This window comes from Streptomyces sp. A18 (assembly GCF_059026065.1).
Window position 1 is genome coordinate 295,682 of the sequence record NZ_JBWLKL010000007.1, and the last position, 26,992, is coordinate 322,673.

22 protein-coding genes are annotated in these 26,992 nt (G+C 71.2%); 13 read left to right on the forward strand and 9 right to left on the reverse strand.

What is annotated here, in order from left to right; all coding sequences use genetic code 11:
- Positions 1-160: 160 nt before the first annotated feature.
- Positions 161-2,584, forward strand: coding sequence for a right-handed parallel beta-helix repeat-containing protein (locus AC5P1C_RS15055; protein WP_493866300.1), 2,424 nt, complete (start codon positions 161-163; stop codon positions 2,582-2,584).
- On the opposite strand, the gene AC5P1C_RS15060 is transcribed toward AC5P1C_RS15055, so the two are convergent.
- On the reverse strand, positions 2,544-4,919 hold the full coding sequence (locus AC5P1C_RS15060; RefSeq protein ID WP_493866301.1) for a hypothetical protein: 2,376 nt from the start codon (positions 4,917-4,919) through the stop codon (positions 2,544-2,546). The genes AC5P1C_RS15055 and AC5P1C_RS15060 overlap by 41 nt on opposite strands.
- A gap of 218 nt (positions 4,920-5,137) precedes the next feature.
- Here AC5P1C_RS15060 and AC5P1C_RS15065 point away from each other — a divergent pair, with 218 nt between their 5' ends.
- A complete protein-coding gene (locus tag AC5P1C_RS15065; RefSeq protein ID WP_493866302.1) occupies positions 5,138-6,031 on the forward strand; it encodes a DeoR/GlpR family DNA-binding transcription regulator in 894 nt (297 codons plus the stop codon).
- A gap of 64 nt (positions 6,032-6,095) precedes the next feature.
- Positions 6,096-6,584 carry an SRPBCC family protein gene (locus tag AC5P1C_RS15070; protein WP_493866303.1) on the forward strand — a complete coding sequence of 163 codons (489 nt, stop codon included), beginning with the start codon at positions 6,096-6,098 and terminating at the stop codon, positions 6,582-6,584.
- Positions 6,585-6,608: 24 nt separating this feature from the next.
- Here the strand turns inward: AC5P1C_RS15070 and cds1 are convergent, their stop codons facing one another.
- Complete coding sequence (gene cds1 / locus AC5P1C_RS15075; protein WP_493866352.1) at positions 6,609-7,703, reverse strand: L-cysteine desulfhydrase Cds1; 1,095 nt, start codon at positions 7,701-7,703, stop codon at positions 6,609-6,611.
- A gap of 331 nt (positions 7,704-8,034) precedes the next feature.
- On the opposite strand from cds1, the gene AC5P1C_RS15080 reads away from it, so the two are divergent.
- Positions 8,035-8,364: a hypothetical protein gene (locus AC5P1C_RS15080; RefSeq protein WP_361048401.1), complete on the forward strand. Its 330-nt coding sequence runs from the start codon at positions 8,035-8,037 to the stop codon at positions 8,362-8,364.
- 203 nt (positions 8,365-8,567) lie between these two features.
- Positions 8,568-9,107, forward strand: coding sequence for an ATP-binding protein (locus AC5P1C_RS15085; protein ID WP_493866304.1), 540 nt, complete (start codon positions 8,568-8,570; stop codon positions 9,105-9,107).
- Between the two features lie 38 nt (positions 9,108-9,145).
- Here AC5P1C_RS15085 and AC5P1C_RS15090 read toward each other — a convergent pair whose 3' ends face one another.
- Genes AC5P1C_RS15090 through AC5P1C_RS15100 form a run of 3 tightly spaced genes read right to left on the reverse strand, consistent with a single transcriptional unit; the run spans position 9,146 to position 12,794 of the window.
- Positions 9,146-11,716 carry an ABC transporter permease gene (locus AC5P1C_RS15090; protein WP_493866305.1) on the reverse strand — a complete coding sequence of 857 codons (2,571 nt, stop codon included), beginning with the start codon at positions 11,714-11,716 and terminating at the stop codon, positions 9,146-9,148.
- The gene (locus tag AC5P1C_RS15095; RefSeq protein ID WP_493866306.1) at positions 11,713-12,498 is read right to left on the reverse strand and encodes an ABC transporter ATP-binding protein; all 786 of its coding nucleotides are present in this window, start codon (positions 12,496-12,498) and stop codon (positions 11,713-11,715) included. Before AC5P1C_RS15095 ends, AC5P1C_RS15090 begins: the two co-directional genes overlap by 4 nt.
- On the reverse strand, positions 12,495-12,794 hold the full coding sequence (locus tag AC5P1C_RS15100) for an SHOCT domain-containing protein (protein ID WP_344523883.1): 300 nt from the start codon (positions 12,792-12,794) through the stop codon (positions 12,495-12,497). Before AC5P1C_RS15100 ends, AC5P1C_RS15095 begins: the two co-directional genes overlap by 4 nt.
- Before the next feature lie 201 nt (positions 12,795-12,995).
- Between AC5P1C_RS15100 and AC5P1C_RS15105 the strand changes: the two genes are divergently transcribed.
- The 3 genes from AC5P1C_RS15105 (at position 12,996) to AC5P1C_RS15115 (ending at position 15,301) form a co-directional block, all read left to right on the forward strand.
- Entirely contained in the window at positions 12,996-13,571 is a 576-nt protein-coding gene (locus tag AC5P1C_RS15105; protein ID WP_493866307.1) for a TetR/AcrR family transcriptional regulator, read from the forward strand.
- A gap of 108 nt (positions 13,572-13,679) precedes the next feature.
- A complete protein-coding gene (locus AC5P1C_RS15110; protein ID WP_493866308.1) occupies positions 13,680-14,264 on the forward strand; it encodes a DUF4865 family protein in 585 nt (194 codons plus the stop codon).
- The gene (locus AC5P1C_RS15115) at positions 14,261-15,301 is read left to right on the forward strand and encodes a phosphotriesterase family protein (RefSeq protein WP_493866309.1); all 1,041 of its coding nucleotides are present in this window, start codon (positions 14,261-14,263) and stop codon (positions 15,299-15,301) included. The genes AC5P1C_RS15110 and AC5P1C_RS15115 overlap by 4 nt, the downstream gene beginning before the upstream one ends.
- Here the strand turns inward: AC5P1C_RS15115 and AC5P1C_RS15120 are convergent.
- The gene (locus tag AC5P1C_RS15120; protein WP_493866353.1) at positions 15,263-16,120 is read right to left on the reverse strand and encodes an alpha/beta fold hydrolase; all 858 of its coding nucleotides are present in this window, start codon (positions 16,118-16,120) and stop codon (positions 15,263-15,265) included. The two genes, AC5P1C_RS15115 and AC5P1C_RS15120, sit on opposite strands and share 39 nt — an antisense overlap.
- A gap of 161 nt (positions 16,121-16,281) precedes the next feature.
- On the opposite strand from AC5P1C_RS15120, the gene AC5P1C_RS15125 reads away from it, so the two are divergent.
- Together AC5P1C_RS15125 and AC5P1C_RS15130 are read left to right on the forward strand one after the other, a co-directional pair.
- The gene (locus AC5P1C_RS15125) at positions 16,282-16,878 is read left to right on the forward strand and encodes a TetR/AcrR family transcriptional regulator (RefSeq protein ID WP_493866310.1); all 597 of its coding nucleotides are present in this window, start codon (positions 16,282-16,284) and stop codon (positions 16,876-16,878) included.
- A gap of 212 nt (positions 16,879-17,090) precedes the next feature.
- Entirely contained in the window at positions 17,091-18,305 is a 1,215-nt protein-coding gene (locus AC5P1C_RS15130) for an MFS transporter (protein ID WP_493866311.1), read from the forward strand.
- Here AC5P1C_RS15130 and AC5P1C_RS15135 read toward each other — a convergent pair.
- The gene (locus AC5P1C_RS15135; RefSeq protein ID WP_493866312.1) at positions 18,302-19,534 is read right to left on the reverse strand and encodes an ROK family protein; all 1,233 of its coding nucleotides are present in this window, start codon (positions 19,532-19,534) and stop codon (positions 18,302-18,304) included. The two genes, AC5P1C_RS15130 and AC5P1C_RS15135, sit on opposite strands and share 4 nt — an antisense overlap.
- 174 nt (positions 19,535-19,708) lie before the next feature.
- Here AC5P1C_RS15135 and AC5P1C_RS15140 point away from each other — a divergent pair, with 174 nt between their 5' ends.
- Positions 19,709-20,899, forward strand: coding sequence for an MFS transporter (locus AC5P1C_RS15140; protein ID WP_493866313.1), 1,191 nt, complete (start codon positions 19,709-19,711; stop codon positions 20,897-20,899).
- 149 nt (positions 20,900-21,048) lie between these two features.
- Here the strand turns inward: AC5P1C_RS15140 and AC5P1C_RS15145 are convergent, their stop codons facing one another.
- Positions 21,049-23,838, reverse strand: a complete 2,790-nt coding sequence (locus tag AC5P1C_RS15145) for a glycosyl hydrolase (protein ID WP_493866314.1) — start codon at positions 23,836-23,838, stop codon at positions 21,049-21,051.
- A 380-nt stretch (positions 23,839-24,218) separates the two neighbouring features.
- Here AC5P1C_RS15145 and AC5P1C_RS15150 point away from each other — a divergent pair, with 380 nt between their 5' ends.
- A complete protein-coding gene (locus AC5P1C_RS15150) occupies positions 24,219-24,953 on the forward strand; it encodes a maleylpyruvate isomerase family mycothiol-dependent enzyme (protein ID WP_493866315.1) in 735 nt (244 codons plus the stop codon).
- Between the two features lie 19 nt (positions 24,954-24,972).
- Here the strand turns inward: AC5P1C_RS15150 and AC5P1C_RS15155 are convergent, their stop codons facing one another.
- Complete coding sequence (locus tag AC5P1C_RS15155) at positions 24,973-25,377, reverse strand: MarR family winged helix-turn-helix transcriptional regulator (RefSeq protein ID WP_493866316.1); 405 nt, start codon at positions 25,375-25,377, stop codon at positions 24,973-24,975.
- An 89-nt stretch (positions 25,378-25,466) separates the two neighbouring features.
- Between AC5P1C_RS15155 and AC5P1C_RS15160 the strand changes: the two genes are divergently transcribed.
- On the forward strand, positions 25,467-26,954 hold the full coding sequence (locus AC5P1C_RS15160) for an MFS transporter (protein WP_493866317.1): 1,488 nt from the start codon (positions 25,467-25,469) through the stop codon (positions 26,952-26,954).
- Positions 26,955-26,992: the final 38 nt, after the last annotated feature.

Here is a 26,992-nt window from a genome sequence, read left to right on the forward strand (position 1 = left end):
TACCGGGGCCGGTGAGAGACCGGCGATGACCAGGTGAGAGCCTGGCGATCGGGTCAACTCGCCCTCGCCGCGCGCGCTACGGTGGACCGGCCGAACTCTTCGGCTCCTTGCGCGAGGTCGTGAGGTCCCGCGTACGACAAGGTGGGGGCAGAGCAACTCCATGGCACAGGGCACGGTCCAGGTGACGCACACCGGCACCTCGCGGTGGCGGCGCCGCACGGGTGAGTACGCATCGCTCGCTGCCGCCTTGGAGGCCGCGAGCGACGGGGACGTCCTCACCATCGCCCCCGGCACGTACCGCGAGAACCTCGTCGTCCAGCGGGCGGTGACGCTGCGCGGACCCGAGGGCTCCCCCGGCTCCGTGCGCATCGCGCCGTCGGACGGAGTGCCGCTCACCGTCCGGTCGTCCGCCCTGGTGCAGGATCTGCACGTCGAGGGGCAGGACTCGGCGGCGCCCGCGCTCCTGGTCGAGGACGGAGCGCCCGAACTCGTCGACGTACGCGTGGTGACGCGTTCCGCGAGCGGCATCGAGGTGCGCGGCGGAGCACGCCCGACCGTGCGGCGCTGCACGGTCGACAACCCCGGCGGCATCGGCATCGCCGTGCTCGACGGCGGCGGCGGTGTCTACGAAGAGTGCGAGGTCGTCTCGGCCGGGCAGTCGGGCATCGCCGTACGCGGCGGCGCGCACCCCCGCCTCGAGCGCTGCCGCGTGCATCACGCGTCCGGCGCGGGGCTCTCGGTGACCGGTGAGCACTCCGGTCTCGAGGCCATCGGCTGCGAGGTCTACGAGGTCAAGGGCTCGGGCGTGCAGATCACCGGGCGTGCGGTGGCGCACCTGACGGACTGCGACGTGCACCGCACCACGTCGGACGGCGTCACGCTCGACACGGACGCGGTGCTCACGCTCGCCGACTGCCGGATCCACGACATCCCGGAGAACGCGATCGACCTGCGTTCCCGCTCGGTCCTGACCCTGACGCGTTCCACCGTGCGCCAGTTCGGGCGCAACGGCCTCTCGGTGTGGGACCCGGGCACACGCGTGGACGCCAACCAGTGCGAGATCCACGACAGCACGGGCGACTACCCCGCGGTGTGGGTCAGCGACGGCGCGACGGTCGTCCTGGAGTCCTGCCGGGTGCACGACGTGCCGGACGCGCTGTTCGTCCTGGACCGCGGCTCGCGCGCCGACGTCGTCGACAGTGATCTCTCCCAGGTGCGCAACACGGCGGTGTCCGTGAGCGACGGCGCGACGGCGCAGCTGGACGACTGCCGCATCCGCGATGCCGCCACCGGCGCGTGGTTCCGCGACCACGGCAGCGGCGGCACCCTGGCCAACTGCACGGTCGACGGCGTGCAGACGGGCGTGATCGTCACCAAGGGCGCGGACCCCACCATCGAGCGCTGCACGGTCGCCTCACCCGCGGAGGCGGGCTTCTATGTGTCGGCGGGCGGTCGCGGCAGCCTGCACGGCTGCCGCGTGACCGACAGCGGGGGCTACGGCTTCCACGTCATCGACGGATGTCGTACGACGCTGAAGAAGTGCCGTACGGAGCGGTGCGCGCGCGGCGGCTTCGAGTTCGCCGAGGACGGCCCGCTCGTCGAGGACTGCACCAGCGACGAGAGCGGCGGGGTGCGGACCGGGGCGACGGCGGCTTCGGCGGCGCAGGAGGCCGCCCCGCAGACGGCCACGCAGTCCGTGGGTCTGCTCGGCGCGATCCCCGGGCAGCGCACGGACCCGGCGCCCGCCAAGAGCACGGCACCCGAGCCGCCGTCGCGCTCCTCGAAGGACGTGCTCGGTGAACTCGACGCGCTGGTCGGCCTGGACAGCGTCAAGCGCGAGGTGCGCGCACTCACGGACATGATCGAGGTCGGTCGGCGCAGGCGGCTCGCGGGGCTCAAGGCCGCGTCCGTGCGCCGCCATCTGGTGTTCACCGGCTCCCCCGGCACCGGCAAGACGACCGTGGCGCGGCTCTACGGCGAGATCCTGGCCTCGCTCGGCGTCCTGCAGAGCGGGCATCTCGTCGAGGTGTCGCGGGTCGACCTGGTGGGCGAGCACATCGGGTCGACGGCCATCCGCACCCAGGAGGCCTTCGACCGGGCGCGCGGCGGTGTGCTGTTCATCGACGAGGCGTACGCGCTCTCGCCCGAGGACTCCGGGCGTGACTTCGGTCGCGAGGCCATCGACACGCTGGTGAAGCTGATGGAGGACCACCGCGAGGCGGTGGTGGTGATCGTCGCGGGCTATACGGCGGAGATGAAGCGTTTCCTTTCGGTCAATCCCGGTGTGGCGTCCCGCTTCTCACGGACCATCACCTTCGGCGACTACGCGCCCGAGGAACTGCTGCGGATCGTCGAGCAGCAGGCCGACGAGCACGAGTACCGCCTCGACACGGGGACGGGCGAGGCCCTCCTGAAGTACTTCACGGCGCTCCCGAAGGGTCCCGGCTTCGGCAACGGCCGCACCGCCCGCCAGACGTTCGAGGCGATGGTGGAGCGGCACGCGGGCCGGGTCGCCCACTTCGAGGAGCCGAGCACGGACGACCTCACCCTGCTGTATCCGGAGGATCTGCCGGAACTGCCGTGACCGTCCCGGTGGTTCCGGCGGCCTCTTCGGCCTGCGGGCGCGGGGCGGGCACGGCCGGCTTGAGCCGGGCCAGCAGCCGGGCGCGTTCCTCGGCGAAGGCGGGGTCGGCCTGGTAGTCGCCGTGGCCCAGGATCGGTGCGGGCAGGGGGTGTTCCTCCGTGCGTCCGTAGACCAGGGGGTCCTTGAGGGCGTCGCGGTCGACCTTGGGTCCGTCGCCGTCGGGGATCACTCGGACGGGGCCGCCGATCGGGTCGGTGGTGCGGTGGAGGTTGCGCCAGCAGTCGACCTCGCGGTGCAGCGAGCCGAGGGCGGCCGGGCCGAAGTGGGCCGGGAACCAGCGGCCGTAGAGGCGCTCCAGAGGTGAGCCGTATGTGAGGAGGGCGACCCGCTTGCGGACGGATGGCCACAGCTGCCAGGCGGCAGCGGCGGCAAGGACGCTGCCCTGCGAGTGGCCGGAGATGACGAGCCTGCCGCCCGTGGCGCGCGTCGCGCGGGTCCAGGTGTGCATGCGCCAGGTGAGGTCGGGGACGGCGCGCTCGGCGTAGCAGGGCGGCGCGAAGGGGTGGGCGGCGCGGGGCCAGAACGTGCCGACGTCCCACAGGATGCCGATGGTGCGGCGCGCGGAGGCGTCGCGGTAGGCGCGGCGGCCCCAGGTCACGAAGAGTATGAAGCCGAAGCCGATCAGCCAGGAGCCGAGCGCCTGCGAGGTCTCGGCCGCTCCTTCGAAGAAGAGGGGCAGCCCCTGGGCGGCCTCGCTCGGCACCTCCTCGCTCACCCACGCGCCCACCAGCGCGCCCGCTCCGAGCAGCAGCGTCACCGCGGAGGTGATGCCCACGAGGAGCGGGGCCCGGTCGGTGAGGGCGGCACGCGCGCGCGTGCCCGCGATGCGGCGGCTGCGGGCCTCGTCCTTCGGCTCGCCCGGGTATTCGAGCGGGATCGTCGGCCGGTCGCGGCGCGCCCGCCGCCAGGTGCGCACGCCGAGCCAGCCGCAGAGCGCGGCGACGACCACCAGGAGGGGCGGGATCACGGACGCCTGCCAGGTCAGCAGGACGGGCGGGCCGTCGATGGTGCCGCCGGAGCCGGGCCCGCCCGCGCCGTCGAGCCAGTCGGCGACGCGCTGGGCGCCGCCTCCGGACATCACTCCGCCGAGCGCGCAGGACAGCATGGCGACGGCGGGTCCCGCGAAGCCCCGCAGGGCGGTGCGGGTGTCGGGGGCCGTGCGGTAGAGCATGCGGGCGACCACCGCGAGGGCGATGACCAGGAGCCCCTGGACCAGGGCGATACCGCCGAAGGTCGCGTTGCCCGGCAGCCTGCCTTCGGAGGTCCAGTCGGGGCGTGACCAGCCTGCGTACAGGAGCGTCGAGGCGAGCAGCGTGAGCGCGCCCAGGGGCAGGCGGCGGATCAGCTTCTCGTCCAGGTGCTGGTCGAGCTTGTTCTCGCTGCGGCCCCTGCGCCAGACCACCAGGACGACGATGACCCCGCCCAGGACGAGCGTCCCGTCGAGGATCCAGCCGAGGACGTCGAGCAGCGCGGGCCCACCGGGCCGCCGGTCGTGGCGCGCGGCTGACGTGCCGACCGCGGCGGCCACCGTGAGGAGCCCCGCGGCGGTGTGCGCGGCGCGCAGGCGGGCCACGAGCCGGCGCCCGTACCAGAAGCCGGGCCTGCCGAGCGCGGTGCGCCCGGCCTCCTCCTCCGGGTCGGATTGGTGGGGCAGCGGTGTCTGGGACTCGTATGCGCTCCAGGTGCGCTGGGACAGGTACCAGAGAAGCCCGGTGAGCGCGGCGGGCACCAGCGCGGCGAGCGCGAGGCGCCGTCCGGGCTGGCTCCACCAGCCGCCGTGCCCGGAGGCGTCGGGGCCGAGGAAGCCGAGCCAGGAGCGCTCGGCGGCGCACGCGGGGGTGCCCGCGCACTGCCAGGCCGTCAGGTCGATGGCGACCTCGCAGGCGGCGGCGACGAGCAGGACGGTAAGGGTGAGCCCGGTCAGGCGCACCAGCAGGCCGTACGTACGGACGGTCTTGCGCATGCGCCGCGACGTGGGGCGCATCCAGTGCGCGAGGTTGACCACCATGAACGGAAGCAGCAGGAGCCACAGGGCCCGTGAGCCGTTCCCGGAGGTCAGATTGCACCAGACGTACGCCTCGGGGACCGGCTTGCCCCGGTAGTCGTCCGGGCGTTTCTCGGCGTCGGCGTCCTCGGCCCGCCGGAAGACGGCCGCCGTCTCGTCACCGGAGACCCGCACGGTCCTGGGATCGCCCAGCATCTCTTCCGGTGTGGTGCCCCCGACTCCGTGCACGAGGAGTTCGAGAGCCGTCTCTTCCCTGTGGTCAGCCGCCACTTTTCCGCTTCCCCCGAATGTGCGCGCGACGTGCGCGTGGTCAGGCAACAAGGATCTCCGCTGACGGCCCCCTCCACACCTCTCGTCACGCAATCTCCCCGTTCGGATCGAGTGCACGGACTCGGGCGGTGGGCCGCCCGTCGGTGGCGCATGCGAGGATGAGGCAGCGCATTTGACGGGCGCGCCGGGTGTGACGAGGCAGAAGGGCCGGGACGGACGTGAGTGAGAATCAGAACCTCCTCGCGGAGCAACGCCGCGCCTTGATCCTCGACGAGGTACGCCGCCGGGGCGGGGTCCGCGTCAATGAACTGACCCGCAAGCTGGGTGTGTCGGACATGACGGTCCGCCGGGATCTCGACGCCCTGGCCCGCCAGGGCGTCCTGGAGAAGGTGCACGGCGGGGCCGTCCCGGTGGTCGAGGCGAGCACGCACGAGCCGGGGTTCGAGGCGAAGTCGGGCCTGGAGCTGAGCGCCAAGGAGGACATCGCGCGCACCGCGGCCTCCCTGGTCGCGCCGGGTACGGCGATCGCGCTCTCCGGCGGCACGACGACGTACGCACTGGCCCACCACCTCCTGGACGTACCGGACCTGACGGTCGTGACGAACTCGGTGCGGGTCGCGGACGTCTTCCACTCCGCGCAGCGCACGTCCGGCCAGCGTCAGGGCGCGGCCACCGTGGTCCTCACGGGCGGTGTGCGCACTCCGTCGGACTCACTGGTCGGCCCGGTCGCCGACCAGGCGATCGGTGCGCTGCACTTCGACGTGCTCTTCCTGGGTGTGCACGGCATATCGGCGGAGGCCGGTCTGTCCACGCCCAACCTCGCGGAGGCGGAGACCAACCGGCGTCTGGTGCAGTCGGCACGGCGGGTCATCGTGGTCGCCGACCACACCAAGTGGGGCACGGTCGGCCTCAGTTCGTTCGCCACCCTGGAGCAGGTCGACACGCTCGTGACGGATGCCGGGATGCCCGCTCAGGCACGGGTGGAGATCTCCGAGCATCTGCGGCGCCTGGTGGTCACGGGCGAGCGCGATGAGCATGGGCCCGACGTGCGGGGCGAGCACGGCCGGAGCGCCGGACTGGCGGAGAACGCCGGGAGCACCGCAGACATCTGACGGCCCGCCAGCTATGGTGACGGTGCCCGGTCAACGATCCGATTCCGCTTGGGGGCTGAGTTCAATGGCACGCCGACTGAGGCCCGTAGGGCTGGAGTTCGCCGAATCCGCTCCCGTACGCCTGGTCTTCGCCCGCGAGGTGAGCGCGCCCCCGGAAACGGTGTACCGCGCCCTGGCCGACGACATGACCGGCTGGCCCGAGTGGTTCACGGCGGTCACGCTCTGCCGGCCCACCGACGGCGCGGACGGCAGCAAGGGCCGCGAGGTCCGGCTCAAGGGCGGCACGCGTTTCTGGGAGACCATCATGGCGGCCGACCCGGCCGAGCGGTACGCCTACCGCATCGACGAGTCGAACGCCCCTGGCCTGCGCGCCCTCCTCGAGGAGTGGCGGCTGACCCCGGCCGGGACCGGGACCCGTGTCCAGTGGACCTTTGCCGCGGACGGCCCCGCTCCCTTCCGCTTCGCCCTGAAGCTCGGCAGGGCGGGCATGGGCCGGTCCTTCCGCGACGCCGTCACGGCTCTGGACCGGCGCCTCGCTGCGGCCAACGCCTGAACCCTGTCCGGCGATTGCGGTCGCCTAGGTCCAAGTGCCGTTCGCCAGAAGCGACTTGATGGCCGCCTCGTACGGCGTGATGTCCAGCCCTTGTTCGGCCAGCCACGTGTCCGAGTAGTACTTGTCCAGGTAGCGGTCGCCCGGGTCGCAGATGAGTGTGACGACGCTGCCGGTTCGGCCCGCTGCCACCATCTCGGCGACGATCTTCAAGGAGCTCCACAGGCCGGTTCCGGTCGAGCCGCCCGCCTTGCGGCCGATCGCCTGCTCCAGGGCGCGCACGGCGGCGACGCTCGCGGCGTCCGGCACCTTCATCATGCGGTCGATCGCGCCGGGGACGAAGCTCGGCTCCATCCGGGGCCTTCCGATGCCCTCGATGCGGGAGCCGCAGTCGCTGGTGGCGTCCGGGTCGTGGTGGGTCCAGCCGTCGAAGAAGCACGAGTTCTCGGGATCGGCGACGCAGAGCCGGGTGTCGTGCTGCATGTAGTGGACGTAGCGGGCGATGGTCGCCGACGTACCGCCCGTGCCCGCCGTGGCGACGATCCACGCGGGCTCCGGATAGCGCTCCAACTTCATCTGCTGGTAGATCGATTCGGCGATGTTGTTGTTGCCGCGCCAGTCCGTGGCCCGTTCCGCGTAGGTGAACTGGTCCATGTAGTGACCGCCGGTCTCGACGGCGAGCGCGGCCGATTCGGCGTACATCGTGCGCGAGTCGTCCACGAAGTGGCACTGGCCGCCGTGGAATTCGATCAGTCGGCACTTCTCGGCGCTGGTCGTGCGGGGCATCACCGCGATGAACGGCACCCCGATCAGCTTCGCGAAGTACGCCTCCGAAACGGCCGTCGAGCCGCTGGAGGCCTCGATGACCGGCCGGCCCGGACGGATCCAGCCGTTGCACAAGCCGTAGAGGAAGAGCGAGCGGGCGAGGCGGTGCTTGAGGCTGCCGGTAGGGTGCGTCGACTCGTCCTTGAGATACAGGTCGATGCCCCACTGCTCCGGCAGCGGGAAGCGCAGCAGGTGCGTGTCGGCGGAACGGTTGGCGTCGGCCTGGACCTTGCGGACGGCTTCTTTGAGCCAGGCGCGGTACTCGGCGTCGCTGCGGTCCACGTCGAGCGTGGTCATCGGCTCATCGGCTTGATCCTGCTGTGTGCTGCTCACCGCGCGGCTCCTTGGCGTCAACCTGGCCACGCTCCGAGCGGGCCGGACACCTCGATCATATGCACCTTCCGCACGCTTCTCACCTGCATAAACACACCTTTGAGCACCTCAAAGGCACACCTGGCGCAGTCGACTGACACAACGGCACGGCACACTGGGGAGAGGGGCGGCGTCCACTTGTGACCACGTCTTCATACGTACTGGTGCTCGACGCCAGGTGCGTGCAGACTGCACCGCACGGGACGGCGGTCCCGTACGGAACGACCTACCGAAACGCACAAGGGGGCGGAACGTCATGGCGGAGCCGGATTTCACGGCCACAGGCGTGCGGATCGGACGGCGACTGCGCTCCCTCACCCGGGCGGGTCAAATCCGTATCACCGACGGCAGGTTCGAGCTACTGACCAGTTATGGCAGGGAGATCGACAGCGCGCCGGTGCAGACGGTGCGCGCCGGTAAGCCATGGTTCGCCGCCGACGACCGGGCCCTTGCCGAACTGAACGGAACGCGCTACCGCCTCACCCTCGCCGATCATGATCCTGCGCCCGGCAAGGCAGGTCCGCCCACGGTACGCAAGTTCATCGACGCGGTACGCAGGGCCGGGGGCAGCAGGGCGCGCGCCTGAGAAGCCCGTGGGCTCCTGGCGGCGGCCGTGCGAGTTGCACGCCCGCACCCCCTGAGTCACTCTGGTCTCGCATCACTCTGGGTTCATCGGCGATGACGCTGCGAACCAGCCCGTCGGCCACGAATCACGGCCGGCAGACCCCGCGGCCGCTGCTGGATCCGATCGTCGTCTTCTTCCGGACCGCAATTCGGGGAGTCGCAGCCGTGATCAGCCAGCCAAGCAGGTATTGCACGGTAGAGCTTCAGGCCCTGCCGTCGCGGATCGGCCAGGTACGCAGAATCGTATCGGCGCAGTTGCGCTACTGGCATCTCGATCCGTTGATAGACCAGGCCGCGCTCGGTGTGACCGAGCTCCTGACCAACGTGCACCGGCATGCACAGCCGGACAAGGTGTGCACCGTGGAGATCGAGCTGCTGCTCGACCGTCTCACGGTCTCCGTGCACGACCACGACCCCCGCCTTCCCGAGGTGCGCGACGCGGAACCGTTCGCCACCTGCGGCCGCGGGCTCGCCATGATCGCCGCCGTCAGCGAGAGCTGGGGGGTACGCCCCCACGGCGACACCGGCAAGGTCGTCTGGTTCACCCTTCCGGCCCCTACGTCGCCGGCCGCCGCACTGCCGTCCGGGTACCCGGTGTACGGCGCGACCACGGCCGGCCCCTTCGCGGACCTGGACGCCGGGCCGCAGCCCGCCGACGGGCACGCGCCCGGCCATGCTCCCGCCCGGTCGGCCGTTGTCGGCTGACCGGGCGGTGACACGCTCCGCAGCGCGGGCGTCCTACGTCACTCGGTGGCGATGGCACGCAGCACGTCCAGGCGTGCGGCCCGCCGTGCCGGACGCAGACCCGCGAGGGCTCCCGCCGCCAGGCCCACCAGGACGACCACCGCCAATTGCACCGGTGGCACCGCGAACGCGAAGGCACTGCTCGTCGCGCCGTCCGAGGCCTTGACGAGCACCCAGCCGAGGAAGCCGCCGAGCGCAAGGCCGCCGGCTGTGCCGAACGCGGCGACAAGCACCGACTCCCAGCGGACCATGGCGCGAAGCTGCGACCTGGTCTGCCCGACGGCACGCAACAGGCCGAGCTCGCGGGTCCGTTCGTGGATGGCAAGGGTCAGTGTGTTGGCGATGCCGAGCAGGGCGATCAGTACGGCGAGGGCGAGCAGGGCGTAGACCAGCGTGAGCATCATGTCGATGCCGCCCGCCGCCGACTGGGCGTACTCGCCGCGGGTCTGGACGTCCGGATTGCCGTACTCCTGCGCGGTCTTGGAGACCGCGTCCTTGCCGTCCGCCGCGCTCACGCCGTCCTTGAACGTGACGGAGACCAGGCTGTCGGCGTCCTGCATCCGGTGCGGCGCCCAGGCCTCACGGGTGATGACGTAGTCCCCCGCGAGCTCAGACCGGCCGAACAGCGCACGAACGGTGAAGGTGGCCTTCTCGCCGTCGGCGAAGGCGAGTTCCGCCTTGGACCCGACCTTCAGGTCCTGCTTCTCGGCCTCCGAGCGATTGATCGCGATGCCGTCGGTGTCGAGGCCGTCCAGGGACCCGTCGACCTTGCCGAGGTCGAAGGACTTGGCGAACGGCCCCGGGTCGGTGACGGTCAGGGCGCGTCCTTCTCCCTCGATCTCCGCAGCGCCCTTGCCGAGTCCGACCGCGGTCGCGACTTCCGGCTGCTCGGCGAGCGCGGGGGCCAGCTTGGGGCTGAGTCCGCTGCCGCCCGCGCCGAAGCCGGGGGTGCTGATGGCCAGGTCACCGGCGAAGGAGCGATTGACCGTCTGGTCCATGGTCGCCTTCAGCGAGGCGCCGAAGACGGTGAAGAGCGAGACCACGGCGACACCGATCATCAGCGCACTCGCGGTGGCGGCGGTCCGCTTGGGGCTGCGCAGGGCGTTGCGCCGGGCGAGCCCGCCCGTGACGCCGCGCAGCCGGTCGAGGGGCCCGCCGAGAATGCGTACCGCCCGCGAGGACGCGACGGGCCCGAGCACGACGAACGCGGCGAGCGCGAGCACCGCGCCTGCCCCGGCCAGCCACACGGACGGGCTGACCAGGACGCCGGTCAGCGACAGGCCGACGGCGGCGAGCGCGAGGACTCCGCCCGTGACGGCGCGTCCCCGCGATGCCCCGGAGTGGTCGACCGCTGTCTCACGCAGCGCGGCCAGGGGTGCGGTGCGCCCGGCGCGTACGGCGGGCAGCAGGGCGGAGCCCAGGCAGACCACGATGCCGACGACCAGCGGCAGCAGCATCGACAGGCCGCTGATCACCAAGTCGCCCTCGGGGAAGGGGAATCCGATGGCCGGGAAGAGCGCCTGGAGCCCGGCGGCGATGCCGATGCCGCCCGCGAGGCCCGCGGCGGACGCCACCACGGCGACCACGCTCGCCTCGATCAGGGTGGAGGCGGTGACCTGTCGGCGCGAGGCGCCGAGCGCGCGCAGGAGCGCGTTCTCGCGGGTGCGCTGGGCGACGACGATCGCGAACGTGTTGTGGATGCTGAAGGTGGCGACGAGGAGCGCGACCCCGGAGAAGACGAGCAGGAAGGTGGTGAAGAGCGACAGGAACTGGCCGGAGATGTTGTCGGTGTTCTCCGCCGCCGACGCCTTGCCGGTGATCGCCTCAACTCCCTTGGGGAGTACGGGACTCAGCGCGTCGACGAGTTCCTGCTCGCTCACGCCGGGCCCTGCCCGCACCTGGATGGACGCGGCCTCGCCGGGCTTCGGCGTCAGGTACTTCTCGGCGTCGGCCTGCGTCATGCCGGTGAAGGTGGTCTGCGCCATGCCGTCCTCGCCGCCGAAGGTCGCGAGGCCCACGATCGTCACCTGGACGGGGTCGGGGGTGCGCAGCGTGGTCGTGTCGCCCACCTTCAGGTCGCCGGATTCGGCTGCCCCTCGGTTGATGGCGACCTCGCCGGACTTGGCGGGGGCGCGGCCCTCGGCCAGCTGATAGGCGTTCAGCTCCTTGTCGTCGATCCAGTTGCCGGCGAGGGTGGGCGGGCCTTCGCCGCCGATGGGTTCCCGGTCCTTGCCGAGGAGTTGGCCCGCGCCCTGGATGCTGGGCGCGGCGGCGGCTACGTCGTCGGTCTGCTCGATCTTCTCGACGAGCGAGGTCTTGACGGGCTGCCGGGTGCCCTGGCTGTCGTCGGGGGTGGTGATGGTGTCGGCGCTGCGGACGACGGCGTCGGTGCCGCGCGTCGCGTTGCCGAACATCGTGTCGAAGCTGCCGCGCAGGGTGTCGCCCATGACGAGCGTGCCCGCCAGGAAGGCGACACCGAGCATGACCGCGAGGAACGTACCCGCGAAGCGCCGCTTGTGGCCGCGCAGCGAGGACAGGCTGATGCGGGCGGACGCACTGAGGGAATTCATGACGATGGTGCCCCCTTGGCATCGAAGGCCTTGAGGCGGTCGAGGACCTTGTCGGCGGTCGGATCCGCCATGCGGTCGACGAGACGGCCGTCGGCCAGGAAGACGACCTCGTCGGCGTGGGCGGCGGCTACCGGGTCATGGGTGACCATGACGACGGTGCGGTCCATCTGCCGCACCGCGCGGCCAAGGAGGCGCAGGACCTCCTCGCCGGAGCGGGAGTCGAGGTTGCCGGTCGGCTCGTCGGCGAAGACGACGTCGGGCCGGCCCGCGAACGCCCTTGCCACGGCGACGCGTTGCTGCTGTCCGCCGGAGAGCTCGGCGGGCCGGTGGTGGAGCCGGTCGCGCAACCCGACGACGTCGATGAGGGCGTCGGTCCACTCCGCGGCTTCCACGTCGCCGCGCTTCCCCGCGAGGTCCATCGGGAGCGTGATGTTCTCGGCCACGGTCAGCGTCGGCACCAGGTTGAAGGCCTGGAAGACGAAGCCGATGCGGTCGCGGCGCAGCAGCGTGAGGCGGCGGTCGTCGAGCGCGCCCAACTCGGTGTCGCCGATGTGGGCGGTCCCCGAGGTGAGGGTGTCCAGGCCCGCGGCGCAGTGCATCAGGGTGGACTTGCCCGAGCCCGACGGGCCCATGATCGCGGTGAAGCGTCCGGCCGGAAAGCCGACGCTCACCCCGTCCAGGGCCCGCACGGCGGTGTCTCCGCTGCCGTAGACCTTGACGGCCTCGGTGACGCGGGCGGCGTCGAGGGTGCTGGTGCTGCGGTGTCCGGTCGCGGTGGTCATGCCGCACCGCCCTTGGACGTACGTCCGAACTCCTCGTTCAGGACGGACAGCCTCCGCCAGTACTCGTCCTCGTCGATCTCACCGGAGGCGAAGCGACGGCCGAGCACGGCGATGGGCGAGTTCTCGTCGATGCGTACGTTCCGCTCGGCACCGTCCCGCTGCCACGGCGCCCGGCGGCCCCGCCACACGGTGCGGCGCAGGAGGGTGATGCCGCCGATCACGACGGCCGCCCAGATGAGCGGGAAGAACAGGATCCACGGGCCGGGCCCGCCATCGAAGTGAGCCAGGGTGTTCATGGTGTCCATCTCCTCGGGAGCGATGTCTGCGATGCCTGGTGCGGCGTCGTGTGCGATGTATCGAGACTCGCGCTCCGAGGGGGTCCGAGTCGTCGTACGGCCAGCGGCAGTGCGCGTACCACTGCGGGAGTAGATGGGGGGTACGGAACTGCTTCCGGAAGGCCTTGGACTTCTGTACCTACTAGTATGTACAGTACGTTCATGAGCACTCCGGAGCGCCTGATCGAGTCCACCCGTGAACTGCTGTGGGAGCGCGGCTACGTAGGCACGAGCCCCAAGGCGATCCAGCAGCACTCGGGCGCCGGGCAGGGGAGCATGTACCACCACTTCTCCGGCGGTAAGCCCGACCTCGCGCTCGCCGCGATCAGGCGCACGGCGGACGAGATGCGCGCCACGGCCGAGCGCGTCCTGGGCGGCACCGGATCGGCGTACGAGCGCATCGAGGCGTATCTGCTGCGCGAGCGCGACGTCCTGCGCGGCTGCCCGGTCGGGCGGCTGACGATGGACCCGGACGTCATCGCGAACGACGCACTGCGCGCGCCCGTCGCCGAGACGCTCGACTGGTTGCGGGACCGGATCGCCGGGATCGTCGAAGAGGGCCGCGAGCGGGGCGAGTTCGCGTCCACGCTCGACGCCCAGGCCGTCGCGGCGACGGTCGTCGCGACGGTCCAGGGCGGATATGTGCTGGCCCGCGCGTCGGGTTCACCAGCGGCCTTCGACACCGGCGTACGCGGCTTGCTCGCCCTGCTGTTCGCTGCCACCGCTCCCGCTCCGTAGCGCACCCCACCAACCGCACCACGCACTGGGACGCGCATGTACGCGCCAACGAGTATCCAGCGGCTGCGGGCAAGGACCCGGCAGCTTGAGCCCGAGGGGCGAACCATCATGCACGCGATGCAGTACGAGATCACGCTTCCGGCCGACTACGACATGGGGATCATCCGCAACCGGGTGGCGGCCAAAGGCCACTTGCTGGACGGCTACCCGGGCCTCGGCGCCAAGGCGTACCTCATCCGGGAGCGCGGCGTCGACGACTCCCCCGTGAACCAGTACGCGCCGTTCTACCTCTGGAACACCCCAGAGGGCATGAACTCCTTCCTCTGGGGCCCCGGGTTCCAGGGCATCGTCGACGACTTCGGGCGACCGGAGGTGCAGCACTGGCCGGGGCTCGCGTACGCAGAGGGGACGGCGTCGGGAGCGCCGGCGAAGTCCGCCATACGGCGGCGGACACGGATCCCGGCCCGCACCCACCTCGGCGGTCTCGCTGCCGAACTCGCCTACGAGGCAGAGCGGTTGGCCCGCCGGGAGGGGGCTATCTATGCCGCGACGGCCATCGACCCCCGCACGTGGGAGGCGCTGTACTTCTCCGTCTGGGACCACGATTCACCCAAGGGGCCGGGCGACGTGTTCCAGGTCCTGCACCTGTCCGCACCGGAGCGGAGCCTCCTCCCGCAGGGGCAGCAGTGGTGAGCCCGGTCGACCCCACGGAAGACACGGTCCGCACGGCCCGCACAACCCCCACGGTCGGCACGGTCCGCACGGTCGGCACGGTCCGCACGGTCCTAGGAGACATCGCGCCTGAGCACATCGGCGTCTGCGACGCCCACGACCACCTCTTCCTGACGAGCCCTCAACTCCCGGGCCAGGAAATGGACTCAGCCATCTCGGCGGCACAGGAGCTGACGGCCTTCCGGGAGGCGGGCGGCGAGAGCCTGATCCAGTGGACGCCGCACGGCATGGGACGCCACGCGGGTGCCCTTCCGGGGCTGTCCCGGACGACGGGCGTACGCATCGTCGCGGCCACGGGCCTGCACCAATCGGTCCACTACACAACGGAGTTGCTGGACCGCCTCCGCACCGAGGGCCTCGCGGAGCTCTTCGTACGGGAGGTGAACGAGGGCATCGCGGACACCGGCGTACGGGCCGGGCTGATCAAAGTCGCCGGCGGCTTCCACGGCCTGGACACGCACGCCCGCTGGACGATGAACGCGGCGGCCGAGGCCCACCACGCGACCGGCGCACCCATTGCCGTACACCTGGAGCTGGGCACGGGCGCACTGGACGTACTCGACCTGCTGTGCGGCGAGTTGGACGTGCCGCCGGATCGCCTGATCCTCGGCCACCTGAACCGCTCCCCCGACCTCACGGTCCACCACCAGGTCGCCGAAGCCGGCGCGTACCTCGCCTTCGACGGGCCCTCCCGCGCCCACCACGCCACCGACTGGCGCATGCCGGAAGCCGTACAGACCCTGGCCGAGGCAGGATTCGCCGACCAGCTCCTCCTCGGCGGCGACACGACAACCGCCGGGGCACGCGCGGTGAGCGGCGGCCCCGGCCTCCCGCATCTGCTGCGCAGGGTGCGGCCGCGACTCGAACTCGCCGTGGGGAGAGGCGTGGTGGAACGCATACTGACCAGGAACCCAGGACGGGCGTTCGCCGTGGAGTGGGCACCGGATTCGAGGGCTCGCTCAGGTCACCGCCTCACGGAAGTCCGCGGCCAAGTGTGAGAGCAGGCGCGCCGGTGCGTCGTCCTGGATGGTGTGGCCCGCACCGTCCACCCAGGTCAGTTCGGCGTGCGGGATCCGCGCGTGCAGGAACTCGGCGAACTCCGGTGGCAGCAAGCGGTCTTCGCGTCCCCAGATGATGCGGGTCGGTATCGGTACTTCGCCGAGGACGGGTTCGAGCTCGTCCGTCTGGGACTGCTCGAACTGGCGGTACTGGCGATAGAACGCCGCCTGCCCTTCCGTGCCGCGCCACGGGTCGACGTACGCGTCCAGGATTCCCGGCCCGTAGCCGGTGTGCGTGGCGTGGCGGACGTGGCCGGCCACCAGCGCTTCGTGGGCGTAGTCGGGGAGTTGCTCGAAGACGTGCGCGTTCTCGCGGATGAGCTTGAAGTAGCCCGTCCCCCACGCCCCTCCGCCGACCGCGTCGACCAGCGTGAGGTCCGCGTACTCCGCGCCCTCCAGGAGCAGCGCCCGAAGCGCCACCGCTCCGCCCACGTCGTGCGCGACGACGCTCGGCCGGGTCAGGCCCCAGTGCGCGAGGAGGCGGGCGAAGATCCTCCCTTGCGCCACCAGGCCGACGTCCTGCCCCTCCCCCCGCTCCGACTGCCCGAAGCCGAGCAGGTCCCAGACGTAGACCTTGCGCGAACGGGCCAGGGCCGGGGCGATCTCGCGCCAGATGTACGACGAGAACGGCGACCCGTGCAAGAGGACCACCGGACCGCCCTCACCCTCCGGTCCCCTCCCCCCTTGCCCGTCGCCGAACGAGGCCCACCTCACGTATCCGTCCGGCGTCTCGAACTTCTCCGCCAAGTGCCATGTCAGCGACGTCATCGACGTCATGGGGTGCCTCCCAGTGGATGGAATCCGCTCCGTCGTCGTCTTGCCTCAGAGATCGACGTTACCGGTAGAACGATGCAAGTGGTAACCCACTTGCTCGAATCCACGTATTGCACTGGCCGTTCCAAAACAGGTACCGTACCGACATGGCCCGACCGAGAACCTTCGACGAGGAACGGGCCCTGGACGCGGCGATGCGCGCCTTCTGGGCGAACGGCTACGAGGCCACCTCGACCCAGGATCTGTGCGAAGCCACCGGCCTGGGCCGCAGCAGCATCTACAACACCTTCAGCAGCAAGCACGAACTGTTCCAACGGGCCCTGGCCCGCTACATGGACTCCATGACAGCCGGCCAGGTCGAGATCCTGGAGGATGCCGGGCGCCCCCCGATGGAACGGCTGCGCGCCCTCTTCGTCCGGATCGTCGACTCCGAGTTCGCGTGCCGCGAGGACGACCACAGCATCGGCTGCCTGACCGTCAACACGACCGTGGAACTCGCCGGGCGCGACCCCGAGGCCGCCGAGATGCTCGCGCGCGATCTCGCGGTGCGCCTGGACGCCATCAGCGCCGTCATCCGCTCAGGACAGAGCGGCGGCGACATCGCCTCCACACGGGACGCGGGAGACCTGGCCCGATTCCTGAACGCCGTCATCGGCGGGATGCGGATCTCGGCACAGGGCGGGGCCGATCGCGCCGCCCTGACCTCCATCGCCGATACGGCTCTGGACACGCTGACCCGCTGAGTCACTGACTCGCTGACCTGCTGAGTCACTGACCCGCCGAGTCACCGAGTCGCCGAGTCACCGGCCTCACCCCACTCCCCCGCTACCCCACTCCCGCACGCCTTGCTCCCGACTCCCGCACGCCTTGCTCCCGCATGCCCTTGTTTTGCACTGATCAGTATATAACCCATCCCGACACTCAACACTCCGCCCCACCCCTGACAGGAGCCCCCATGCCCCGCGCCGTCTACCTCCTGGCCCTCGGCATCTTCGCCATGGTGACCAGCGAGTTCGTGGTCGCCGGTCTGATGCCGCAGATGGCCGAAGGACTCGACGCCACCATCCCGGAGATCGGCTACCTGATCACCGCCTTCGCCGCGGCGATGGCCTTCGGCGGCCCCTTCCTCACCGTCGCCCTCCTGAGGTTGCGTCAGAAGACGTCCCTGCTCGTCCTGTTCGGCATATTTCTGGCAGGCAACGTCCTCGCCGCCCTGGCCCCGGACTACCGCACCATGCTGGTGGCCCGCGTCATCACCGGCATCGCCTCGCAGGCCTTCTTCGGCATCTCCATCTCGCTCTGCGCCCAGCTCACCCGCCCCGAAGTACGAGGCAGGGCCATCGCATTGGCCCTCAACGGGCTGATGCTGGGCACGCTCCTCGGCCTTCCGCTCTCCACCGTCATCGGTGAACACCTGGGCTGGCGCGCCGCGTTCTGGGCCATCACCGCGCTGACCGTCATCGCCGCGCTCGCCACCCTCGTCGGGGTTCCGCGCATCGAGCGCGCGGCCGAAGGCAGCGGCCTCCGGCAGGAACTGGGCGCCTTTCGCGGCCCCCGGCTCTGGCTGACCCTCACCACCAGCACGTTCGTCATCGGCGCCACGTTCTCCGCCTTCAGCTACCTCAACCCGATCCTCACCGAGGTGACCGGCTTCGCCACGGGCTCCGTACCGCTGCTGCTCATCGCGTACGGAGCGGCCACCGTCATCGGCAACACCATCGTCGGCCGGTTCGCCGACAAGCACACCGTCCCGGTCCTGCTCATCGGCCTGCTGCTCAATCTGGCGTTCCTCGTCGGCTTCGCCGTGCTCGCCCAACTGGGCGTGGCCGCCGTGGTGTTGATGATGGGCATCGGCCTGGTCGGCGTCACCATGAACCCGGCCCTGGTGACCCGCGTCCAGCGCGCGGGACATGCCGGGCCGCTGGTCAACACCGTCCACTCCTCGTTCATCACCCTCGGCATCATCATCGCGACGTCCGTCGGCGGACCGGCCATCGATACGTTCGGCCTGCGGGCGCCGCTCTGGATCGGCGCCGCCCTCGCCGCGCTCGGCCTCGTCACACTCCTGCCCGACCTGAAGCGGCTGCGCAACGGCCGAACCACGCCGACGGCCGGCGAAGTCGAGGCGGACCAGAGCCGCCCGGCCCCGAAGGAGTCCGCCCCCGTCTAGCCCAGTGCCCCGAGGGGGTCGTCGAGCACCGGCTGCCAGGCCAGCTCGGCGGCCCCCACCAGGCTGTTGTGGTCCAGCGTGCAGGCCAGGATCGGTACGCCTCCGCTGCGCCCCCACAGGCTCCGGTCGGCGACGACGGCGCGCAGCCGCTCGGGGTCGGCCTCAAGGAGCGCGCGGTGCAGGCCGCCCAGGATGATGCGGTCCGGGTTGAGGATGTTCACCAGGCCCGCGAGGCCCAGGCCGAGGCGGTCGATCAGCTCCTCGGCCGCCGCACGGACCGCCGTGTCCCCGCCCGCGTCCCGGAGCAGTTCGCGGGCCTGCAGCAACAGCCCCTCCGGGCCGGGCGCGCGGCCCGCCGCGGTGAGGAAGGCCAGCGGGTCCGTCTCGACGTCCAGACAGCCCCGGCTGCCGCAGTGACAGGGTCGGCCCTCGGGGTTGACGGTGAGGTGACCGACCTCGAGCGCGAGGCCCGAACTGCCCGTGTGCAGCCGCCCGTCGAGGACAAGCGCACCGCCGACACCCCGGTGTCCGGTCGCCACGCACAGCAGATCGCGGGAGCCGCGCCCGGCTCCGTGCCGGTGTTCGGCGAGCGCGGCGAGGTTGACGTCGTTGGCGGCGAACGCCGGCCCCATGATGCCCGCGTCCCGTACGCAATCGGCGAAGATCTGCCGGACCTGCGAGCCCGCGGGCCACGCCAGGTGCAGCGGATTGAGAGCGGTGCCCTCAGGTTCGGCGACGGCCGACGGCACCGCGAGGCCCGCACCCACGCACCGCCTGCCGGTCTCCCTCAGCAGTTGCGCGCCCGCCTCGATGACCGAGCCGAGCACCTGCGCCGGGTCGGCGTCGATCGTCTCGCAGCCGGGCGCGGTGGCGACGATCCGGCCGCCGAGCCCGACGAGGGCGGCCCGGAAACCGTCCGAGTGCACCTGCGCGGCAAGCGCCACCGGCCCCTCTTCCGCGATGGAGAGTCCGTGCGAGGGGCGGCCCTGGGAACCGGCGGGCGCACTCGGCCTCGCGTCGATCCGGATCAGGCCGAGCGCCTCCAACTCGGCGGCGACGGCACCGGCCGTGGCGCGGGTGACGCCGAGTTCGGCGGTGAGCACGGCACGGGTCGGGGCGCGTCCGGTGTGGACGAGTTCAAGCGCGGGGCCGAGCGCGCCTCGCCCGCGCTCCAGGCGCGTACGCGTGGACAGATCCCCCTCGGTTCGGGAGGCAGCCTTGCCGTTCATGAGGGCGAGTCTCCCATGATCCGTACGCCGCCTCGCCGTTCACCCGTCATCCGCTCGTGCACCGCTCGTCCCCTGCCCTTGCCCTGCCGTCCCACGAGAACCTTCCCCACCGGTGACCACCGCCTCACAGGAACCGTCTTGTACGCCACGGGGGCGCACCTCTACTCTGACTTTGTGCCGCTACTAAACAAAACCACGTCCGCAGCGTCGCGGGCCACTCCCCCGGGCCTTGCCCGGCTCCGTGTCGCACTCACCGTCTTCTTCGCGCTCGACGGCTTCATCTTCGCCGGGTGGGTCGTCCGCATCCCCGCCATCAAGGAACAGACCGGCGCATCGGCGAGCGATCTCGGCCTCGCGCTGCTCGGGGTCTCCGCCGGCGCCGTGATCACGATGACGCTCACCGGACGGCTCTGCCGCCGCTTCGGCAGCCATCCGGTGACCGTGGCCTGCGCGGTCCTGCTGCCGCTGAGTGTCGCGCTGCCTCCGCTGACGCATTCGGCACTGTCGCTCGGGCTCGTGCTCCTGGTGTTCGGGGCCGCCTACGGCGGGATCAACGTGGCGATGAACAGCGCCGCCGTCGACCTGGTGGCCGCCCTGCGGCGCCCGATCATGCCCAGTTTCCACGCGGCGTTCAGCCTGGGCGGCATGGTCGGCGCCGGGCTCGGCGGACTGATCGCGGGCTCCCTCTCCCCCACCCGCCACCTGCTCGGCCTCACCGTGATCGGCCTGATCGTCACCGCCGTCGCGGGACGCACCCTCCTGCGCCTCAAGCCCCCGGCGCCTTCCGCCGACCGGCAGGACACGGACGGCACCCCGCGCCGCCTCGACAGCCGCACCCGCGGCCTCGTCCTCGTCTTCGGGCTCATCGCCCTCTGCACGGCCTTCGGCGAAGGAGCACTCGCCGACTGGGGCGCCCTACACCTCGAACAGGACCTGAACGCCCACCCGGGCATCGCCGCCGTCGGCTACTCCTGCTTCGCGCTCGCCATGACCATCGGCCGACTCAGCGGAACGACCCTGCTCGAACGCCTCGGCCAGACCCCGATACTCGTCGCCGGCGGCACCACGGCCGCCGCCGGCATGCTCCTCGGCGCGCTGGCCCCCAATGTCTGGCTGGCCCTCCTCGGCTTCGCCGTCACCGGCCTCGGGCTCGCCAATATCTTCCCCGTCGCCGTCGAACGCGCCGGCGCCCACGCAGGCCCGAGCGGCGTCGCCACCGCCTCCACCCTCGGCTACGGCGGCATGCTCCTGGGCCCACCCGCCATCGGCTTCATGGCCGACTGGTTCAGCCTGCCCATCGCCCTCACCAGCGTCGCCGTACTCGCGGCCCTCGCCGCCCTGATCGGCTACACCACGCGCCACTGAGGACCCGACCCGGAAGCCGTCTCCTCGCCGCGACAAGGGCGGTCGACGAGGCGGCTGCGGCCGCGGCTCCGGTTCCGGCTCCGGCATGAGCGCCGGCGGGCCTTGATCGCCCCGCCGACGCCTCTCACCACGCCGCCTGACCGAGGCGGCTAACCGAACGGGATCGTCAGTGTCGAATCGGCCGCCCCTGTCCGGAGCTTTGCCGGGGCGTTGCCGATCGCCGACCACACCTCCAGGCGTACCGTCCCTCCCGTCAGGTTCCCCAGCGCGCCCGTCGCCGTCTTGAGGCCGCGGCCCTCGCTGTAGGCCTCCCAGCCGGTCACCGGATCAGTGGCGAAGTACTGATAGGTCTCCGTCCGGTCGAAGGTGCCGTCGCCCGTGAGGTCGTAGCTGATCCTGGCCTGCTGGCCCAGGCCGACCGCGGTGCCCGCGTCCACCTGAAGGCGGAAGGTCGTCGACTTGCCCGCCGTGAGGGTGCCGTTGACCTTCTTCGCCTCGTAGACCAGCGGCTGGTGCGGCGTGCCGTCGTGGTTCGCGCCGCCCGCCGACGCGACGGTGTCGCTGCCGGCCGTGGCCCCGGTCGCCGTGGTGAGCGTGCCGCCGGTACGGAGCTGGAAGACGTTCCCCGTGGGCGGATCGGGGTCCGGGTCGCCGCCGCCCGTTCCGGTGCCCGTGGCCGTGGAGCGGGCCGGGACCGTGAGGGTCGCGCCGTCGGAGAAGGTGACCGTGCGGGGCGAAGCACCGAAGTTGTGCGCCGCGTAGGTCCGTACCGTCCCCTTGGTGAAGACCGCCGACGTGGGGATGTCGCCCGTCACCGTCGCGTCGGGGGCGCCGAGCGCGTCCAGGGTTCCGATCCAGTGGTAGGTGTGCGCCTTGGATTCTCCCTGCTCGGGCGTGTAACCGGCGTTGCCCGCGTCCCACTTGGACTTGGCCGCGGCCGGGTCGGCGAGAGACTCGAACTCCCAGAGGATGTCGCGCCACTCGACGGCCGGCCCGCCGTTCTCCCGCACCAGCTCGGCGAGGTTGCGCCGGATCGCGGACTTGTGTCCGCCCAGGTGGAGTGAGCCCCCGGTGACCGGCAGGACGTTGATGCCGTGGATCTCCTCGGGATTCGCCGTCCACCACGTCGCGTACGCCGCTCCGCTCCCCCACACCATCCCGGCCGTGTCGTGGCCGAAGCCGGAGGGGAACACCTGCTCGTCGGCGTCGAACCAGTACTGGGCGATCGCCTCCGACTCGGTAGTCAGCAAGTAGGCCCCCAGGTCGCGGAGTTCGGCGTTGTCGGTGGCCGATCCCCAAAGCACCAGGGCCGCGCTGAGGTTCGTCGACTCGGACGACGACTCCTGGTTGTTGCCCGCGGCGAAGCCCTGGTGTCCCGAGGCCCAGCTGTGGCCCGCGTAGACGTCGAAGCCGCGGAGGAAGGGGAAGGCCGACTCGCCGCGGGCGGGGTTGGCCGCGTCCTTGATGAGGGTCTTCACCATGCCGCCCCATGCCGAGTCGGCGGCCCAGGCCTGGTCGTACTGGGCGACGATCGCCGCCGCGTAGACGTAGTAGCTGTAGTGGAAGTGGTGGTCGTTGAGTTCCGTGTCGCTGCCGTACGACGCCGGGTAGCCGGTCAGGGTCTTCCAGTCCTTGTCGTAGGAGAACTCACTGACGCCACCGGCGGTGAACCATTCCTGGAGCCGGCCTTTGAGCAGTCCCAGGAGTTTGTCGCGTGTCGCCGTCTCGCCGATCTGGTCGGCGACCGGGACCAGCTGTGCGAGCCTGCCGAGCGCCTTGCCCGTCCAGTACGTGTCGGTGGCGCCCGAGAACGGGTCGGCCGCGTTCGCCGCTTCGTCGAGATACGTCTTCAGACGCGCCCGGTCGACGCCCGAGGACTTCGGTAGGGCGGGCAGGACGGCCGACGACTTCTGGGTGGTGGTGAAGGACGTGCCCTCGCGGACCTTCATCGTGCCGCGAGGCGACACATAGGTGTAGGAGGTCAGAGGGTCGGTGGTGTGCAGCCACTGGTGGCGGTAGAGGGCCTGGAGCGTGCCGGTCTCGCTGCCTTCCTGCGCCTGGGTGGTGAGGGTGTAGCCCGCCTTCACCGAGCCCGCCGTGGAGGACCAGGTCGCCTTCGAGCCGGTGACGAAGCTGTAGGCGTACTTCTTGTACGTGGCGAGCGCGTCGGCCGACGGGAGGACGGCCAGCGAGAAGTAGTCCTTGGCCCCCAGACCCGCGGTGACGGTGGAGCCCGAGACGGTCCAGTCGCTGCCGCTCGGCGCGAAGAGGGCGTAGTGGTGGCCCCCCACCGTGATGCCGAGGACGTTGCCCTGGTCCGCGAAGACGGTCGGCGCGGCGGCGGTGGTGATCTGGGCGTTGCCGCCCGAGCCCTTGGCGTACACGAAGGGCAGGCCGTGGCCGATGGTGGTGCGCAGGGTGCGGGTGCCGTCCGACCAGTAGGGGGTGACGGTCCAGTCGGACCAGGCGTCGGCCTTGGTGTCCGGGGAGTTGAGGCCGGTCAGGCCGAGGGTGAGGTCGCGCTTGTGCGCGTACTCGTACTGGCGGCCCTCGCCGACGACCGCGGGGGTGGTGGGGTAGCCGACCTCCAGGCCGCCAGCGGTGGCCTGGTAGGTGAGCGGGTGTCCGTACATCGGGGTGGAGTACGGGTTGTCGCCGTACCGCTGGAAGGCCAGGGACGACCACCAGTCGTTGGTCGGGACCGGCTTGCCCTTCGCGGCGGGGGTGACCTTGGGCGTCACCGGGGTGCCGGTGTTGGTGGTGGGCCCCGAGGTTCCCGCGGGGCGGGTATCGGAGTAACTGCCGGATCCTACGGGGACGTCGGCTGCCGCTGCCGGAGTGGCGGCGGGGCCGAGACCGACGGCGGCCAGCGCGGCAACCAGCACCAGGGCGGCGGCCGGTCTGCCATGGGGGGCGGGTCGTGAGGGGGCATCTGGCATGGACGGCACCTCGAAGTCATGACGGCAAGAGCACCGTGAGAGCGCTCTCAGGTGTCGAGGAACGTAGGACTGCCGACACACAGGCGTCAATAGCTGCCGCACAGGCGCGAGTTGGGCCCTGCGCCGGCTGTCGCGACTTCGAGCCTTGACGACGCTCCGCCTCACGGGGCGCCCCGGACGCACCTTTGAGACCTGCCTCAAGGGCGCGCTCCGGACGCACCTCTGAGGTACCCCTCTGGGCGACAGACCCTCGCGGCCGACTCAGGACATGCGCACTCAGCCGGCTCAGGACACACGCACTCAGCCGACTCGGGCCGTACGCACTCAAAGCGACCCCACCCAGCCGCACTCGAGCGCACTCCATCCGACACAATCCCCACATGGAGATCTCCGAGCACCTTGAAGTTCTCGACGTCGAAGGCCAGTTGCTTGCCCGCGCCGCCGAAGAGGCCGGGACGGACGCCAAAGTGGTCACCTGCCCCGACTGGGCCGTGCGCGATCTGCTGCGGCACACAGGGGCGGTGCACCGCTGGGCCGCCGCGTACGTCGCCGAGGGGCACTCCGCGCGGTTGCCTCTGGGCGACCCGCCGGACCTGGACGGCGCGGCCCTGGTCGACTGGTACCGGCAGGCGCACACCGACCTGGTCGGCACGCTCCGTGCCGCCGCACCCGACGTGCAGTGCTGGGCGTTCCTGCCCGCGCCGTCCCCGCTCGCCTTCTGGGCGCGGCGACAGGCCAACGAGACGACGATCCACCGCGTGGACGCCGAGTCCGCTCGCGGGGGCGTGCCGTCCCCGATCGGCACGGAGTTCGCGGCGGACGGGATCGACGAGCTGCTGCGCGGGTTCCACGCCCGCTCCCGCAGCAGGGTGCGCACGCCGGAACCGCGGGTCCTGCGTGTACGGGCGACGGACGCGGGCGCGGACGCCGTGTGGACCGTCCGACTGTCCCAGGAGCCGCCCGTCACCGAGCGGGGCGACGAGGCCTTGGCCGAGTGCGAGATCTCGGGGCCCGCGGAGCGGCTCTACCTCGCGCTGTGGAACCGCGGGCCGCTCCCGCACGTCACCGGCGACACCGCGCTGAGCACTCTGTGGACCGAGACTTCGGGGGTGTGAGCCCCCCCCCGCGCCGGGGTTACTTGGCGCCGGGTCCTGCCAGCATCCGCTCGAGCACCGCGCGCTGAGCCGGCCGCACCTCGGCGTGCAGTCGGCTTCCCTTGGCGGTGAGTACGACCCGCACGCCGCGCCGGTCCTCGCTGCACATGGCGCGCTCCACGAGACCGTCCTTCTCCAGCCTGCCGATGAGGCGGGACAGCGCGCTCTGGCTCAGATGCACCCGGCACGCGATCTCCTGCACGCGGTAGGCGCAGTCGCCGTCCGCCGCGGCGCCCTCGGACAGCACGTCGAGGACCTCGAAGTCACTGGCCCCCAGGCCGTGCTCACGCAGGGCGCCGTCGATTTCGCACAGGGTGCGCGCGTGCACCGCGAGGATGTCGCGCCATTGGTCCACGAGCCCTTGCTCGGCCTTCTTCGCCGCCATGACATCGCACGGTAGCAGAAAACGCCCCCTTTGTTGCATCGGCATTAAATGCGCTTGCACTCAATGCATGTGCATGTACCGTCCTGCGCATGACTTCTCCGCTCACAGCTGCCTCCGCGTCCCCGGAGCGCTGGTCCCCGCGCCTGTGGGGCACTCTCCTCGTGCTCTGCGCCGCGATGTTCCTCGACGCACTCGACGTATCGATGGTCGGCGTCGCCCTGCCCTCCATCGGTTCCGAACTGAACCTCTCCACCTCGACCCTGCAGTGGGTCGTCAGCGGCTACATCCTCGGCTACGGCGGCCTCCTGCTCCTGGGCGGACGCGCCGCCGACCTGCTCGGACGGCGCCGGGTCTTCCTGATCGCGCTCGCCGTCTTCGCCCTCGCCTCGCTGCTCGGCGGGTTCGTCGACTCGGGTCCCCTCCTGATCGCGAGCCGCTTCATCAAGGGCCTGAGCGCCGCGTTCACCGCGCCCGCGGGTCTGTCCATCATCACGACGACGTTCGCCGAGGGCCCGATCCGCAACCGCGCGCTCACCATCTACACCACCTGCGCCGCCACCGGCTTCTCCATGGGCCTGGTCCTCTCCGGGCTGCTCACCGAGGCCAGCTGGCGCCTGACGATGCTGCTGCCCGCGCCCATCGCCGTCATCGCGCTGATCGCCGGACTCAAGCTGATCCCGCGCAGCGCCCGCGAGAAGAACGTCGGCGGATACGACGTTCCGGGCGCCGTCACCGGCACGGCCGCGATGCTGCTGCTCGTCTTCACCGTCGTCGAGGCGCCGGAAGTCGGCTGGGCATCGGCCCGCACCCTCCTGTCGTTCCTCGCCGCCGCCGTGCTGCTCGCCGTCTTCGTACGCATCGAACTGCGCACCGCGAGCCCGCTGATCCGCCTCGGCGTCCTGCGCTCGGGACCCCAACTCCGGGCGCAGATCGGCGCGATGACGTTCTTCGGCGGCTATGTCTCCTTCCAGTTCCTCGCCACGCAGTACTTCCAGACACTGCTCGGCTGGTCCGCCCTGGAGACCGCGCTCGCCTTCCTGCCCGCGGGCGCGCTGGTCGCGCTGTCGTCCACGAAGGTCGGTTCGGTGATCGACCGGTTCGGCACGCCGCGGGTCATCGTGGCGGGCTTCGTCCTGCTCGTCGCCTCGTATGTCCTCTTCCTGCGCGTCACCCTCACCCCGTCGTACGCCTCCATGGTGCTGCCGTCCATGATCCTGCTCGGCTTCGCGTGCGCCCTGGTCTTTCCCTCGCTCAACATCCAGGCCACCAACGGCGTACGCGACGACGAGCAGGGCATGGTCTCGGGCCTCCTGAACACCTCGATCCAGGTGGGCGGCGCGATCTTCCTCGCCGTCGTCACGGCCGTCATCACCGCGGCCTCCCACGGCGCGGACGCCTCGCCGCAGGCCGTGCTCGACAGCTACCGGCCCGGCCTGATCGTGGTCACGGCGATCGCGGCCGCCGGGCTCCTGATCACCCTCACCGGGCTGCGGACCCGTCGTACGCAGGAGACGATCCTGGTCGTGAAGTCCGTGCAGCAAGAGGCCGACGAGGAGCGCATGGCCGTGCGCGACTGACCGGGCCGCACATCACGCCCGGCCTCCGGTGGGCGGTT

Excerpts from the sequence above, each read along its gene's own strand:
- cds1 (WP_493866352.1), bottom strand. The coding sequence starts at position 7,703 with ATGACCACGCTCGACGTGGACCGCAGCGACGCCGAGTACCGCGCCTGG.
- AC5P1C_RS15155 (WP_493866316.1), bottom strand. The coding sequence starts at position 25,377 with ATGGCGGCGAAGAAGGCCGAGCAAGGGCTCGTGGACCAATGGCGCGAC.
- AC5P1C_RS15130 (WP_493866311.1), top strand. The coding sequence starts at position 17,091 with ATGCCCCGCGCCGTCTACCTCCTGGCCCTCGGCATCTTCGCCATGGTG.
- AC5P1C_RS15125 (WP_493866310.1), top strand. The coding sequence starts at position 16,282 with ATGGCCCGACCGAGAACCTTCGACGAGGAACGGGCCCTGGACGCGGCG.
- AC5P1C_RS15110 (WP_493866308.1), top strand. The coding sequence starts at position 13,680 with ATGCACGCGATGCAGTACGAGATCACGCTTCCGGCCGACTACGACATG.
- AC5P1C_RS15145 (WP_493866314.1), bottom strand. The coding sequence starts at position 23,838 with ATGCCAGATGCCCCCTCACGACCCGCCCCCCATGGCAGACCGGCCGCC.
- AC5P1C_RS15090 (WP_493866305.1), bottom strand. The coding sequence starts at position 11,716 with ATGAATTCCCTCAGTGCGTCCGCCCGCATCAGCCTGTCCTCGCTGCGC.
- AC5P1C_RS15070 (WP_493866303.1), top strand. The coding sequence starts at position 6,096 with ATGGCACGCCGACTGAGGCCCGTAGGGCTGGAGTTCGCCGAATCCGCT.
- AC5P1C_RS15080 (WP_361048401.1), top strand. The coding sequence starts at position 8,035 with ATGGCGGAGCCGGATTTCACGGCCACAGGCGTGCGGATCGGACGGCGA.
- AC5P1C_RS15135 (WP_493866312.1), bottom strand. The coding sequence starts at position 19,534 with ATGAACGGCAAGGCTGCCTCCCGAACCGAGGGGGATCTGTCCACGCGT.
- AC5P1C_RS15095 (WP_493866306.1), bottom strand. The coding sequence starts at position 12,498 with ATGACCACCGCGACCGGACACCGCAGCACCAGCACCCTCGACGCCGCC.
- AC5P1C_RS15055 (WP_493866300.1), top strand. The coding sequence starts at position 161 with ATGGCACAGGGCACGGTCCAGGTGACGCACACCGGCACCTCGCGGTGG.
- AC5P1C_RS15160 (WP_493866317.1), top strand. The coding sequence starts at position 25,467 with ATGACTTCTCCGCTCACAGCTGCCTCCGCGTCCCCGGAGCGCTGGTCC.
- AC5P1C_RS15150 (WP_493866315.1), top strand. The coding sequence starts at position 24,219 with ATGGAGATCTCCGAGCACCTTGAAGTTCTCGACGTCGAAGGCCAGTTG.
- AC5P1C_RS15105 (WP_493866307.1), top strand. The coding sequence starts at position 12,996 with ATGAGCACTCCGGAGCGCCTGATCGAGTCCACCCGTGAACTGCTGTGG.
- AC5P1C_RS15100 (WP_344523883.1), bottom strand. The coding sequence starts at position 12,794 with ATGAACACCCTGGCTCACTTCGATGGCGGGCCCGGCCCGTGGATCCTG.